9 protein-coding genes are annotated in these 14555 nt (G+C 59.7%); 1 reads left to right on the forward strand and 8 read right to left on the reverse strand.

Annotation, left to right across the window (positions count from 1 at the left end; genetic code table 11):
* Positions 1-4: 4 nt before the first annotated feature.
* From BO1_RS13730 to BO1_RS13765, 8 genes are all read right to left on the reverse strand, one after another.
* Positions 5-1246 carry a thiolase family protein gene (locus BO1_RS13730; protein ID WP_028218046.1) on the reverse strand — a complete coding sequence of 414 codons (1242 nt, stop codon included), beginning with the start codon at positions 1244-1246 and terminating at the stop codon, positions 5-7.
* 25 nt (positions 1247-1271) lie between these two features.
* Complete coding sequence (locus tag BO1_RS13735) at positions 1272-2825, reverse strand: class I adenylate-forming enzyme family protein (protein ID WP_028218047.1); 1554 nt, start codon at positions 2823-2825, stop codon at positions 1272-1274.
* A 39-nt stretch (positions 2826-2864) separates the two neighbouring features.
* On the reverse strand, positions 2865-3995 hold the full coding sequence (locus BO1_RS13740; RefSeq protein ID WP_028218048.1) for a saccharopine dehydrogenase family protein: 1131 nt from the start codon (positions 3993-3995) through the stop codon (positions 2865-2867).
* Between the two features lie 365 nt (positions 3996-4360).
* On the reverse strand, positions 4361-5326 hold the full coding sequence (locus BO1_RS13745; RefSeq protein ID WP_028218049.1) for a WD40/YVTN/BNR-like repeat-containing protein: 966 nt from the start codon (positions 5324-5326) through the stop codon (positions 4361-4363).
* 31 nt (positions 5327-5357) lie between these two features.
* Positions 5358-7718, reverse strand: a complete 2361-nt coding sequence (locus BO1_RS13750; protein WP_028218050.1) for an efflux RND transporter permease subunit — start codon at positions 7716-7718, stop codon at positions 5358-5360.
* Positions 7719-7779: 61 nt separating this feature from the next.
* Positions 7780-9609 carry a DUF1302 domain-containing protein gene (locus BO1_RS13755; RefSeq protein WP_028218051.1) on the reverse strand — a complete coding sequence of 610 codons (1830 nt, stop codon included), beginning with the start codon at positions 9607-9609 and terminating at the stop codon, positions 7780-7782.
* A 74-nt stretch (positions 9610-9683) separates the two neighbouring features.
* Positions 9684-11051 carry a DUF1329 domain-containing protein gene (locus BO1_RS13760; RefSeq protein WP_028218052.1) on the reverse strand — a complete coding sequence of 456 codons (1368 nt, stop codon included), beginning with the start codon at positions 11049-11051 and terminating at the stop codon, positions 9684-9686.
* Positions 11052-11484: 433 nt separating this feature from the next.
* Positions 11485-12366, reverse strand: a complete 882-nt coding sequence (locus BO1_RS13765; protein ID WP_028218053.1) for a phytanoyl-CoA dioxygenase family protein — start codon at positions 12364-12366, stop codon at positions 11485-11487.
* A gap of 696 nt (positions 12367-13062) precedes the next feature.
* Between BO1_RS13765 and BO1_RS50960 the strand changes: the two genes are divergently transcribed.
* The gene (locus BO1_RS50960; RefSeq protein WP_167338340.1) at positions 13063-14502 is read left to right on the forward strand and encodes a TetR/AcrR family transcriptional regulator; all 1440 of its coding nucleotides are present in this window, start codon (positions 13063-13065) and stop codon (positions 14500-14502) included.
* The last annotated feature ends 53 nt before the right edge of the window (positions 14503-14555 follow it).

Genomic DNA, 14555 nt, shown 5'->3' on the forward strand with positions numbered 1-14555 from the left:
TCGATCAATGCTTGCTCAAAATGTGGATGGCAAGCGCCGCTTCTTCAACGCCCTGCAATCCGCCACCGTTCTCCTGGATCGCGTGACGCGCGCCCGCCACCTGCCGTACGCCCGTTTCCCCGCGCAGTTGCGTCACCAGTTCGTACAACTGACCGATGCCCGTTGCGCCGAGCGGATGACCCTTGGATTCCAGGCCACCCGACGTATTGATCGGGATTCGCCCACCGAGCGTGAACTCGCCGCGCTCGGCCGCCGGGCCGCCTTGGCCGAACGGCACGAGTCGGAGGTTTTCTGCCTGGATGATCTCGCCCATCGCCGACGCATCGTGCACCTCGGCGACGTCAATATCCTCCGGACCCAGCCCAGCCTGCTCGTAAGCCTGCAGCGCAGCCAGACGACCGATGCCCTTCTCCGGCTCGTCGATGCGCCGATGCGTGAAGCTGCGGACCACGCTCGCCGCGATCCGGATGCAGCGGCTGCGATCGGCGCCGATGCGCCGCAGGCCTTCCTCGGTGCAAAGGATCGCGGCGGCCGCACCGTCCGTCACCGGCGCGCACATCGGCAGCGTGATCGGATAGGTGATCGGCGGCGCCGCGAGCACCTCGTCGATCGTAAAAGGCTTGCGGAACTGCGAATGCGGGTTGTGCACCGAATGCAGATGGTTCTTCGACGATACGGCGGCAATCTGGCGCTGCGTGGTGCCGTAGGTCTTCATGTGATATCGGCACATCGCCGCATAGATCGCCATGAACCGGCTATATGGCCTGTCGGATTCCGATCCGGGCGGCGGCTCGACACCTTCGCCCATCTTCGCCAGCGTTGCGAAGTTTTCGTCGACGCGGGACACGTCCCATCCCGTCTCGAACAGAGCGAGCGACCTCGCCTTGTCCTCGACGTTCATCTTTTCCGCGCCGAGCGCCAGCGCGACGTCGCTGACGCCCGCCCTGAGGTGCTGCACGGCCAGATGCACCGCGGTGCTGCCGGACGCGCACGCATTCTCGACGTTGAACACCGGCACGCCTTCGACGCCGATCTTGCTGAATACGACCTGACCGGGGATCGACAGTTGGCCCTGCAGCTGTCCGTTGGTGATGCCGGCGTAGAAAGCCACGCCGATCTCATCGGCGCTGCAGCCGGCGTCTTTGAGTGCACCGCGCAGCGCCTCGCCTGCGAGATCGTCGATGCTGCGCTCGAAATGCCGCCCGAACACGGTCATCGCAATGCCGGCAATGTAGATATTGGTCATCGTCTGTCGCTCGTGGAATGCAAGATCAGATCTTGCGTTGCTGGCCCTGCCAGTACTGCTCGCGCAGGTCCTTCTTCAACACCTTGCCGACCGTGCTTCGTGGCAGCGCAACGACGAAGTCCACGCTCTTCGGCGCCTTGATCGAGCCGAGCTTCTCCTTGCACAGCGCGACCAGTTCGTCGGCACTCACGCTCTGTCCAGCATTGAGCTCCACGACCGCCTTCACGGCCTCGCCCCACTTGTCGTCGGGCACGCCGATCACTGCGCAGTCCTGCACCGCCGGGTGCGCCCAGATCACTTGCTCGACTTCGCTCGGGTACACGTTGAAGCCGCCGCTGATGATCATGTCCTTCTTGCGATCGGTGATGTGCAGGTAGCCTTCGGCATCGAGATGGCCAACGTCGCCGGTATGCAGCCAGCCGTCGACGATCGTCTCGGCGGTCTTTTCCGGCGCCTTGTAGTAGCCCTTCATCACGAGGTCGCCGCGCACGCAGATTTCACCGGTGTTGCCTTGCGGCAGCACATCACCGCGATCGTTCATGATCTCGACGCGGACCAGCGGATTCGGACGGCCGACCGACGACAGCCGATCGTCCGACGCAACCTTGCCGTCGAAGAAATGCTCGGCCGGCGTCAAATACGAAATCGACGCCGCAGCTTCGGTTTGCCCGTAGCCGCCAGCCATCACCGGGCCAAACACCTCGATTGCGCGCTTGAGCTTTTCCACCGACATCGGCGCGGCGCCGTAGAGGAAATACTTGAGCGACGAGAAATCCTGCTTCTCAATGCCGGGGATGTCGAGCAGGCGGTAAATGACCGTCGGCGGCAGGAAGAACTCGGTGACCCGGTGCTTTGCGATCGCGTCGAGCAGCAGCGCGGGATCGGGCTTCGTGAGCACAACCACCGTGCCGCCGCGTGCGGTGCACGGCAGCGACAGCATCCCCGCGGTATGGGTCACCGGCGCGGCCGCAAGGTTCACGGGGCGCTCCGTCCCATAGGGGAACGCCGTCATGAATTGCGCGAAATAGGTTTGAAACACCCGGTGTGTATTCATCACGCCCTTCGGCAAACCGGTCGTGCCGCCCGTTGCCGACAGCGTCACGACGTCGTCCATCTCGTAATCGACGTGCGGCATGGTCGACGGCTGGTTCGCGCTCCAGGTGGCCAGCGACGGCGCCCACGGCAGGTCTGCGTCGATGCACACCCACAGCTTCACTTTCGGCAAGCTGACGCGCAGCGCTTCGATCGCCGGTGCGAACGACTGCTGGAAGAACAGCACTGCGCAGTCGAACGCGTCGAGCACGTACTGGTTCTCTGCGGGCGTGCTGCGCCCGTTGACGGGAATGTACGCCAGCCCGGCACGCCAAAGCCCCAGCGTGCACCCCCATGCGGTGATGTCGTTATCCGACCAGACCGCCGCTTTAGTTTCCTTCGTGAATCCTGCGGCGATCAGCCCGTTGGCAACGCGGCAGGACAACTCCCCGATTTCCTGAAAGGAATAGTTGTGGTCGCCCTGGATATAGGCAATGCCGCGAGGGTTGATGCGCCACCCCCGGTCGAAGAAATCAATAATGGCCATAGTGCGTATTTCCCTGAACCTGTATCGGACTGGTGGCGATTACAGCTGAGACACCGACGCGCGCGCGAGCCCGCGCTGCTCGAGGAACCCGAGCAGGTAGCGATGCCCGAACGCCTTCGAGCCGGATGCGAAGCCAACCTTGGCGGTCTCCCCGTCGATGAGCTTCATCGCGGCGGCAGTTTGAAGCGCCCCCGTCGAGATGTACGGCGTGACCCCGTGCACGGTGGCCCGCACCGCTGCGAGCTGGCCGCGTCCGACTGCCACGTCCACAGTGCGCTGCAGCGTCGTCCGTTCCCGCGGCGGCATCGACGGCGTCGTCGAGTCGACCAACTGCTTCAGAACCGCGTCCTGCTGCTCACGCGGCAGGTTCTTGTACTCGGTTTCCCATTTCTGTCCGAGCGTATGGACCATACGCATCGCGTTGTTGTCGTAGAAACCCACGAACGACACGCAGCTGCGTACGCGCGGATCGTGTTCGAAGTAGACAGGCAGTGACGTACCGCCCCACGGCAGGCAGAACACCGCCTGCAGGAAATCGGGCGTAGTAGCGGTGAACGACGCATCCGCGGCGTGGAGTTCCAGCTTCTTGTCCCACAGGTAGCACGCTTCCTGGCGATAGCCTTCAAAGATCGTCGCCGTCGAGCCCACAGTCACACCTGCGGCGCCACGCGGGCCGCGCGTCAAGGTCGCCGTTTCAAGAACATCGATGCCAGGAGTCTCGAGCGCCACTTCAGCAGCGATTTCGGCGAACGAATACATGTACGCGTTCGACGGAGACACCAGCAGACCGGCCTGACGATACAGCTCGCCGAACTGCTCGCGAACCTGGCGAATAAAGTGCTGTTCGCCGGCAGTGTCGATGTAGTGACACCCAGCCTTGAGCGCCGCTTCGACGGCAGCGAGCCCGAAATTGAAGAACGGCCCGACCGTGTTGCACACCACCTTCGCGCCACGGAACGCGTTCGCGAGCGCGTCGACGTTGTGTTCCGCTTCGATGATTTCGTAGTTCGCCGATTCGAGCCGCACGACACGCTGCGCCATCATTTCCTTCGTTCGCTTCGCATTGCGCGCGACGGCGGTGAACGGGATGTTCTGGTCGATCAGCCAGTCCATGATCAACATGCCGGTATAGCCGCTTGCGCCATAGACGACGACGGGGTGCTTTGCCATGAATCTCTCCTGATACTAAGTTAGTTTAGGTGTGAATCAACCAATCGTGATTGGGTACAGAATGCCCACTTCGCACGCCAAACGGCCGAAGCCTGCCTGACGTGTCCCATGAACGTGAAGAAACTGACATCTTAGTAGTACATATCGATTACCGTAGATCGTTTTGAAAATCCAAACTGTGTAAAAGCTGCATGTTCGGCGCCACGCAGATAACTCGCTACGCCGGGTCGTAAGGAAAATCTTCGGGTCCGGTCGGTGGTTGCCACGCAACATAACCGACCGACAATTTGCTTTGCTGCTTGCCGGCCTCTCTCTCTGTTCTAGTTAGCAATCTTTACTAATAAAAGATGGAACAACGTACGCTGTCAAGGTTTAGCCAACACGCCCTCTTGCGCGAACAGAATCGGTTTCCCGGCCTTGTCCAGCAGCGCTGCGGTCAGCGCCGCGCGATCCTCGCGCTGAGCGATCTCGAACGCTGCGGCGCCCGCTTTCTGATTCATCACCAGCCCGTCGAGCCCGACGCCCATCAGCCCGTCACCGGTTGCGATGAGATCAGTAATCGAACTTTTCGTGCCCGTATTCACTACCGACCATGTCGTCCCGCCATCGGTGCTCTGGAACATGCTGCCGAGCAGCCCGCCGACGATGATCCGTCCGTCCGGCATCGCTACACCCGTCCATAACGTGCCCCTGCCACCCGTCGCGAGATAGCTCCAGTTGGCGCCGCCATCTGTCGACTTGAGCACCATGCCCTGCTCAGAGTCGATATAAAGCGCGCCCCGTCCGTCCGAGAATATGTGATAAAGGTTGCGGTCCGCCCTGTTACCGCCTGGAGGCTTCGGTACGGTCACTTTGGTCCACGTCTTGCCGCCGTCATGCGTCGCGAGCATCAGCGACCACAGACCCACCGCAATCCCGTCCTGTGTATTCGTAAAAATCACGGAGAACAGTGGCTGGTCGACAGAAATATCCATCCGTTGCTTTTGCCACGTTTCACCGCCATCGTCGGTCGCGAGAATCACGCCCCACTGACCGACCACCCAGCCATGTCGGGCGTCGGCGAAGGTGACCGCGGACAGTGTTGCCGAGACTGGCACCTGAGCGGCCTGACGCCAGGAATGTCCGTCGTCATCCGAAAGAAGAACCAAACCGTGCTCCCCCACGGCGACGATGCGTTTGCCGGCACGGGTCGCGTCCATCAGCATCATGTGCGTCGGCGCGGTCCATGCGTGAGCCGGTTTCGTGGCCCACATCGCGACTGTCCCGGGGGCTTCTGCGGAAGCGGCTGTGGCAACGCAAAGTGCGGCACAAGCAACAAGTAATTTGATCATGGCTGATTCTCTGTAAGGATGCTGGCTAGGGTCAGTGGCTGAACAGGCCCGGCGCGCGCGCCGGCTTGGTGCGCGGGAACCAGCGCTCCAGGACCGAAGCCAATGCGGGCAATGCAGTCATGGCCATAATCAGATTGACGAGGAACATGAACGCCAGCAACTTGCCCATGTCGGCCTGGAACTTCAGTGCCGAGAAACTCCATGTCGCGACGCCGATCGCCAGCGTGATTGCCGTGAAGATTGTCGCCACGCCCACTTCGAGCATCGCGTGCTGGACGGCTTTGACGATCGTCTGCCCGCCGGCGAGATGCACCTGAAGCCTGTTGTAGATGTAGAACGCGTAATCGACGCCGATGCCGACGGCCAGCACCATCACCGGCAGCGTCGCGACCGTCAGCCCGATCTGCAGTTCCTTCATGAACCAGTAGCCGATGAAGGTCGCGACTGACAGCGGCACGCAGCACGCGAGCATTGCGCGCCAGTCGCGGTACGCGAGGAACACGAGGATCAGGATCGCGGCGTACACATAGAGCATCATCGGAAGTTCGCTCTGCGCGACCTCCTCGTTGGTGGCCGCGAGCACGCCGGCGTTGCCTGCCGCGAGACGGACATGAATGCCCGGGAAGACGTGCGACGCACGGTATTGTTTCACGTCGTCGAGAATCCGGTTGATGGTCGTGGCCTTGTGATCGGTGAGAAACAGATGCACGGCCGTCATGCTACAGTCGGCTTTCATGAATCCCTTCACCCGGCTAGCGTCGACCGATACCGCGCCATAATTTTCAGGGTCGATCGGCACGACGTTCATCTTCGGATAGTCTTCGTTGTAGCCCTGGTTGTACCTCCGCAGCATCCTCGAATAGGACTCCACCGAAACTACGCCCGGCTCACTTTGCATGGCGGTCGAGAGATCGTCTTCATACAGTCCGGCCGCCGGGTTGTTGCACGCATTGCCGCTCGACTCGATCGCAACCGTGAGCCAGTCGAGGCCAATGTCATAGTTCCCAGCGATCGACGTCGCGTCACGGTTGAAGCGTGCGTCAGCGCGCAATTCCGGCGCCCCAGGCTGCAGCGTACCGATCACGCGGTCGCGACTCTGCCACGCGGCCAGTGCGAGCACCACGATGGTCAGCGCGACGGTCGCTTCGGCATACTTTGGTTGAGCAACTCGAGCCAGCCCGCGCAGCCACGCTGAACGCCGCTGGCTGCGCTGCAGCGCGTTCTCCGCGTAGGCCTTTGTGAAGTTAAAGCAGGATGCGGCAACCGGCAGCAGGATGAGGTTCGTCACGATCTTGTAGCCGACACCCAGTGACGCCGTGATAGCCAACTCGCGCACCATCGGAATCGGAATCAGCAACAGCGTTATGAACGAAACGAATGCTGTGACGAGTGCCAGCACACCTGGGATCAGCAGGCCGCTGAAACTGAGACGCGCAGCATCGTACGAGCTGTGCCCATGCGCAATCTCGCGCACAATGAAGTTAACCTGCTGTACGCCATGCGACACCCCGATCGCAAACACCAGAAACGGCACCAGCACGGCGAGCGGATCGAGACCGAAGCCCAGCAGTTTCAACGTACCAAACTGCCAGACCAGGGACGTCAACGAACAGCAGATCAGCAGCGCCGTGAAGCGGATCGAATGGCAATACCAGTAGACCGCAAGCGCAGTGAGCAGAAGCGCGATCCCGCAGAAGCCGAGAACAGCGGTTGCGCCATCCGCGATATCGCCGATCTGCTTGGCAAACCCGATAATCTGGATTTCGTAGCCGGCATCTTCGAACGGCTTGCGAATCTGGGCTTCGAGCAGGTGATTGAACGCCACGTAGTCGAGCACCTTGCCATTGCGGTCGCGCTCGTTCAACTCCGCCGTGATCATCGCGCTATCCTGGTTATGCGACACGAGCGTGCCGATATAGCCGCCGAGCGTGGTTGCATGACGAATCCTGGCAACGATTGCCGGCGTCAACTGGTCAGGCGTGATCGTGCCTGAAATGATCGGCTCAGCGCGGAAGCCTTCGTCGGTAATTTCGTTGACGTACGCGTTCGGGGTCCACAACGACTGAACTCCGATTCGGTCGACATTCGGCAGGTACGTGACGGCCTGCGTCACGTTGTACAGTCGCGTCAACCCTTGCGGCGTCCAGATGGAACCGTTGCGCGCCCGCACGACGACAGTGATGCGGTTCGCACCCAGCAGGTCGTTCCGGTACTTCTGGAAAGTCCGGATGTATTCGTGGCCGATCGGCATCTGCTTCTCGAAGCCTGCGTCCATTCGCAACTGCACCGCGAACACCGCCATGGCGGCGGTGAACAAACCGATCACGACGAGTACGGTCGCACGATGACCAAAGAAGATTTTTTGCAGACCGCTAACCAGACGATGTAGCACGACACCTCCCCTCCAAGTATTTCGACGGCGCGCCGCGCGCACCGCGTCCCGCGTTGCAACATCAGAAGTTCCGCGTGACGAACATCCCTACGAAATTGCGGTCCGCGTAAGGTTGACCGACGTTATTGTGGCCGCCCCAGAACACGCTGTAATTGATACCCGCCTGCCAGACCGTCGGATTCTGATTGAACAGGACGTAGAAGTTCAGCGACTTCGCGCCTTGAAGGTAGTTCGCGCTCAGCGTCGGCGTATAGCCGTAGAGCGCATCAGAGAAAGTCACGCCGGGCGTCACCTGCCAGCCACGGATCAGCGTTCCGTCATACGTCCAGTTGAAATCGATGGTCGCGCCCACCGAACTCGACGTTCCCTGCGCCATCGCGATCGGATACCCCAGACCTGAGTTGTTGTTCAGCCAGGGCAAATAGCCTGCCTCAGGCACCTGCACGACCGTTTGCCCGTTGATCGTCCGCGTAATGCCGCGCGAAGTCACATCGGGGTAGTAGATCCACGTGAGCTCCCAGGTCAGCGCCGCCGCATCCGCCCCGATCAGCTTGAGAAACGGATACTCGCTGCGCGTCAAGGCCAGGATGCCGTTGAGGTCGTACTGAAACTTCTTCTCATCGGCCCACTCCTGGCAGTTGATGCCGGCTACGCCGTTGGTGTTTGCGTCGAGCGGGCCACCCGCCCCGTAGCAACCCGACAGCGACACGGCATCGTGGGGCCGGTAGGACAACTCCGTGCCGATCGCCCACTGGCCAACCCCGAAGTTCGCACTGACGCCAAAGAGCTGACGGTTCTGGAGATACGATTCCAGTACCGTTCCATTGGCCAGCGACGAAAGAACCGGAGACTTGTCGGTATAGTTTTCGTAATAGAAGGCGAAGTTGGCATCAAACGAACGCGGTGCATAGTTGAATTTCAGGCCGAACTGCGGCTTGTACTTCGACGGTGCCTGCCAGCTGACAGGAAAACCGATGTCGTTCCAGGGTGCACCGGCATAGACGCCGTTGACGAGCCCTGTGTTGATTCCGTTGAGCACATTCTGGTTACCGCTGTTCGCGCCCGCGATGGTTCCCGCACTTGGGCCAGCCACATTGAAGTTGTTCGTGCTGATCGTCAGCGGCTCAGCGCCGCGCCCAAGAACATTCGTGGTCGACCAGAAAGAACCGACCGGCGGGTATCGATTGCCGTTCCACTGGAACTGGTAGTAGTCCTCCGTGCTGAATCCATGCCCAAGATTGGCGGCGAAGCTCAGCATCGGTGCCGGGAGCAGCGCCTGCTTGAGTTGGGTACCCGGAATCAGCAGCTTCTGGATATCGAGCGAGTTGGTAGCGTTGATGCCACTACTGGCAAAAATACTCTCGCCCCAGTTGATCACCTGATTGCCGAGCCGCACATGAGCGGCCTCCCCGTTGATCGTGAAGTCCTTCTCGCCCCACAAATCGAGCAATTGCGCGTTGTAGACGACCTGCGCCGCAGCAGTGCTCGATAGCGGCGTTCTGTTCGTGTCACCCGCGAGGAAATCATACATCCCCGTGCCGCGGATCATGAATTTCAATCCCTCGCTCGGCATCGTCAGCAGCAACTCGCTGGTCGCACTGATGTAGGTGCTGAACGGCTGCCCCTTGCGGTAGTTCAGGTCGCCGTCGTCGCCGAAGCCCCATTGATTGACGTTGGCCGCCGGACCGCAGTCGAACGCGTTGGGATCGCCGGTAAGCGAGCAGCTCGGAGATTTGGTGCGAATCCCCGCGCCCGCTGTCAGGTTGGTCACCCACGACCCCGTGAGATCGTTGATTCCCGTCGTAAAATCGTAGCCGTACGCGCTCGAAGTCACCGCCCCCAGAATGGCGAACGATACCGTGGCACGCCCGACGATCGTTTTGCTTTTCATGTCTCCCCTCATCAGCATTTCGCGCTGACGGGCGCCGTCAGCGCACGTCCGCCATCTTGTTCACGCAACAGTGTTCAGCGCTCGCTGACCGACCTGAGCGTTTCCGCCGTGTAGAAATCGGACTTGAACTGAGGATCATTGGTCTTCTCGTACCAGCGAAGGTCTTTGCCCTGGCCAATGGTCGATTGATCGGACAGGTAGCGTCCATCGATCAGGTCATACTGCACGAATGGCTCGTTGTCACAGGCGCCACCCAGCTCCCACACCGGAATCGGGTAACTCTCCCGCACCTTCCACAGCTTGCCCTGAGCATCGTAATCCTCGCCTACGAGTGCAAGCCAGCTGTCTTCGTCCAGATAGAAGACCTTCTTCGAATCGACGTGGCGTGCAGTAGGCTTGAGCGTCGCCTCGACGATCCAGACGCGGTGCACCTCGTAGCGTCGGTTTTCGGGAGCGATGCCGGTCGGTGTAAAGACGTTGTGCAGCTTTTCATTGAACTTGTACATGCCGAAGGAGTTGTACGGCACGATCATTTCCTTCTTGCCAACGAGCTTCCAGTTAAAACGATCGATGGATCCGTAGAGCATGTTGGCTTCATCAACCAGATACTGGTTCTCGAAGCCGATTGCCGGCGCATCGTGCGTGTAGGCCGGCATGCGCCTCACCCGGCGCTGTCCGGGGAAGTAGTAGAACGTTTCGGCATCCTTATCGAAATAGTTCCGTGCCACATAAGCCTGCCCGGCCAGCGCCGCCGGCGAACGCATCGCGAAGTAGGTGCCCTGCTGGAGCTGATCGACGTCCTGCGGCGAGGTCTTACCCGTTTTGCCCCACGGGAAATACTCATTTGCCACGCTGACTACCTCGATCCAGTCGCCGCCCCCCGGACTCGGGGAAACGGTCGTCACCACCGACGGCATGTCGAGACCTTCACCCCGGTACCGTGACAGGTAGTTCAGAATCGCCTCGGCTCCTTGTTTCGGCTGCGGAAACGCGACGCCGGGGAATATCGCGGTCTGCACCATTTCGCCTGTCGAATCGAGCTTCGCGGCCGTCAGATTCGCCGTCGAGTTCTGTTCCGCGAAATCCGGTAGCTGGCATTCGCGGTGCGATGGATAGACATCCATTCGATAACCCTTCTTCTCCTTGATCAACTGGATCTGACCCGGCGACAGTTTGTCTGCGTACTTGTCGACATTCGAGGCGTCGATCGAATAAAGCGGCTTCTCGTCTTTATGCTTCCAGAAATCACCGCGATACTTCCCATATTCCCAGCCGGGCTCGGGTGACTGCCTGCCGACAAAGGCCGGCACGAGGCCGTCCTTGCTCGCCGCGCGGTCGCCGCCCTCAGGCGTGAGGTCGTCCCCGGCGACAGCCGTTCCGACCACAAGGAATACCGCAGCCGCGATAGCCGACACGGCTCCAATCCTGTGCTTCTTCATCATGGTTCCCCTCCGATTCCGCCTTCACACACCGGTCACGCCACTCTTGGACGAAACACGGTCATTTCGATACGATCATCCACTACCCGACCGGACTGCTCCTGACTATCAGCACCCAACGAAGATAGTCAAACGAGGTGATTCCTACTTCGGAAACGCTCCATACGATTCGTAATCTCCCGACAAGTTGAAGCGCAATGGCAAACTCGCGTCCCTATTTCCTCACGTGCTACTGACGACGTGTCGGGCGACTCGCTTATCGTTCTCCGGAACCGGCCACAGCACGAATCTCAACGCAAAAAGGTTGTCAGCCCGACCACGTCAAAGACGCTTGCCCCAGTCGTCTCGAGAATGGTTTCCAGGGACCTGAAGGCGATCCTCGCCTGCGCCGGACATCCTCGTCCACCGGGAAGACCACGGTCAGTTTCGGAAAGACTCATGGAATCAAGCCTACTTCCTTGAAGTCCTCTCGCTTCAAAAGCTCAAGCGGATCCACGATCCGACCATCTATTTCAATAAAACCGACGTAGGTTTCCCCCCTCGCCCAGCCCAGAAGCCGTTGAAACTCCTCCGTGAAACCCCTGACCTTTTCGATCGGAACGGAGAGGTACTGATTCTCTTCCTGTCTCAGGTACGACAGGTCGTACGGCATCGAGATGCCGGTACGGGGACCATTCGAGGTATTCTCGCCACCACCGTGGTAAGTCGACCCGAGCCACATGAGCGCGTCGCCAGCGCTCATCTCCGCTGGAACCGTTTCGTCCGGTTTCGGCATCCGCTCGTCATCCCACTTATGGCTGCCGGGAATGACTCGCGTTGCGCCGTTCTCTTGCGTGAACTCGGTCAGCGCCACCATCAAGTTGATGCGGGCCTCCCGCTCATAGGTCGGATGGCGCCAGAGATAGACCGCGTCGTCGCGGTGCAGGGGTTGCCCGCCTTGTCCCGGCCAGATCTGAATGGCCTGTGTGGCGCCGATCTGGATGTCCGGCTTACTTTCGATCTGCTGATCACCGAACCACATCTTGACCGGCTCCACCTGCAGGATCTTGCGTGCGGTTTCGAGCGACAGCGGATTCAGCGCAATGGAAACGGCGTGATCCGTGCGTGCAAATAGTCGAGAGAGACGGCGCGTCTTCTCACCGTGAAAGAATGGATCGTCGCCGGCCGGGATCTGCTCCAGGAGCGGCAACAGATCCTGCTGCAAGCCATTCAATGTTTCGGGCGACGCAAATCCTTCAATACAGACAACCCCATCCGCCCGCATGACAGCAGCGATTTCCTCGGGCGACGATGTATTGGGCAGCTTACGGATGCTCATTTCTTGACCTTTCAAAAATTGGACCAATTCAAATGTATTGATACTGAAACGCTTCACTTCGACACCGGCGGGCACATGCGTGCCAACTGAACAACAGGTGCTACATGACAAATGGCAGCAGCCCTCTCACGATTGCGCTCGCAAGCGCGCCGCCTTGCCGAGCACCGCAGCATCCGCAAAACCGCCATCCCTTGATTCGACAATAGCGATCCAGAGTCCGGCATTTGCGCGATGACCCGGCCGTACTCGCTTCGGCATACGGAGGGTCAGGACAAGTCTCGCTGTCGAACAACTCGCGGATGCTGTTCGCAATGCACGGAAGGACACGAGGGTTGCCCTCTTCGCCATCAACGCCGGGCCAAGCACTCACCACTATCCAACTGCACGTCAATACGACCTATACTTGACGTTTTAATGACCTAAGCATAGCGTTGCAATGACCTACAATCAAGAGAATTGAGAACAGGGAAAACACCGACTGGCATGACAAATTTTCTGGCCTAGCACCCGCACAGGACACTTTCACGGCGACTACGCCCCATTCACCGGGGCTCGGTGGCGGCCAGCGCCCAGGTCAGTCATGATTTCAGGGTAGAAACGTGTCCAACCAGCGGAGTTCATGGCGATGTTTTCTCCTGCCATCGAAGCGACCTATAATGGCTGGCAGGCCGATGTAAGCTTTTGGGGAGAACCGACGTGCACCAGAAGGCGAAAGAGCAAGGAACCTTTCATGAACTTGAACAGGCAGGAACCGACACCGGGTCGCCTGCGCGAATCAGCCGGGAACTACGCCTTGGGCAGATCATCCTTGCCGCCCAGCAAGCGTTTCAGGAGGATGGGTACGCTGGATTCGCGACGCGCCGCGTAGCGGGTCGCGTAGGAATCACATTGGGAAATCTTCAATACTACTTTCGGACGAAAGAGGAATTGTTACGCGCGGCGCTGCAAGAATATGTGCGCCAAATAGCCAGCGACTACACGACCATCGCGAGCCAGTCGGGTGTCGGCGCCGCACGGCGTTGCGCCGCGCTCATAGAGCGCATTTTTCACGACATCATTGAAACTGATCTACCGAAGTTCATGTTTGAACTATGGGCTTTCGCTCAGCGTGAACCCTATGCCATGGAACTCGTTGAAGGTACGTATGCCGAGTATCGGAACATCTTCGCGAAGCTACTGTCGGAAATCCACCCGGCTTTGACTCACGAACAGTGCCTGGTGCGTGCATCCGTTCTAGTTGTGCAGACGACTGGAATGATGATATTCACTAACCACGCCAGAGACTCGGATAAGGACTTCGCAGAATTCGTTCGCGTGACAAAACGGGTGGTGAAAATGATCGTTGGCTTGCCGCCGCAGGACCTGGAAGCCGACGCCCCTCCTCCCAGTTCGCCCAAGGGTCAGACACGCGACCAAAGGAGTGCACACATCAGGGTCTTTGGTTCCGAGGAGCACGTCCAGCACGGGCTGTTCGAGCTGAGCATGCGAAGAACAGGAAACGATGCCGCCTATTACCGACCCACAGTCCAAGGGAAACGTCGCGAGGTAAAGATCAACGAGATCGTCTCGACTGCCGCTAACCTTTTGGCGGCGGAAGGATACGCGAACTTTACACTGGCGCGAGTGGCCAAGGAACTCGGCATTCCGCCGTCCGCGCTCCAGAATTATTTTCCGACACATGACGACCTGCTTCGCTCGACGATTGGCGCGCTCCTGAACGCCTACCTGGACCGCTATGCAGACATGGGCAGGCCGACCGGTAAACCGGCGATGGAACGATTGTCTGGAATCGTTGATGATGCTATCGAAGAAGCCCGTGATCCGAGGACTTGTCGATTCTCGTTCGAATTGTCAGCACTGTCCCAGCACTCGGACATAGCGCTCGAACTCGTGAGAAGACTCTACTCCGCATATCGACCGATCTATGTGGATCTGGTGCGCGAGATAGACTCGTCTGCCACTGCGCGCGAATGCCAGGCGCGCGGGACACTAATTGCGGCGCAGATGGAGGGCGCCGTAATTTTGATGTTCGGATCCAGGAAGCAACCGCCGGACTTGGACGACGTTTTCGATTTGATGAGAGCGACGGTGATTCGCATCGCAGAAGGAAACATTGCCACAAAGGGCGCGGCGTAGAGTCGTCGCCCTCGCTGGTCACACTCATGCGGTAACGTGTGATCGGTCGTGGA

This window comes from Paraburkholderia oxyphila NBRC 105797 (assembly GCF_000685075.1).
In the GTDB taxonomy this organism is placed as follows: domain Bacteria; phylum Pseudomonadota; class Gammaproteobacteria; order Burkholderiales; family Burkholderiaceae; genus Paraburkholderia; species Paraburkholderia oxyphila.

Excerpts from the sequence above, each read along its gene's own strand:
- BO1_RS13730 (WP_028218046.1), bottom strand. The coding sequence starts at position 1,246 with ATGACCAATATCTACATTGCCGGCATTGCGATGACCGTGTTCGGGCGG.
- BO1_RS13735 (WP_028218047.1), bottom strand. The coding sequence starts at position 2,825 with ATGGCCATTATTGATTTCTTCGACCGGGGGTGGCGCATCAACCCTCGC.
- BO1_RS13740 (WP_028218048.1), bottom strand. The coding sequence starts at position 3,995 with ATGGCAAAGCACCCCGTCGTCGTCTATGGCGCAAGCGGCTATACCGGC.
- BO1_RS13745 (WP_028218049.1), bottom strand. The coding sequence starts at position 5,326 with ATGATCAAATTACTTGTTGCTTGTGCCGCACTTTGCGTTGCCACAGCC.
- BO1_RS13755 (WP_028218051.1), bottom strand. The coding sequence starts at position 9,609 with ATGAAAAGCAAAACGATCGTCGGGCGTGCCACGGTATCGTTCGCCATT.
- BO1_RS13760 (WP_028218052.1), bottom strand. The coding sequence starts at position 11,051 with ATGATGAAGAAGCACAGGATTGGAGCCGTGTCGGCTATCGCGGCTGCG.
- BO1_RS13765 (WP_028218053.1), bottom strand. The coding sequence starts at position 12,366 with ATGAGCATCCGTAAGCTGCCCAATACATCGTCGCCCGAGGAAATCGCT.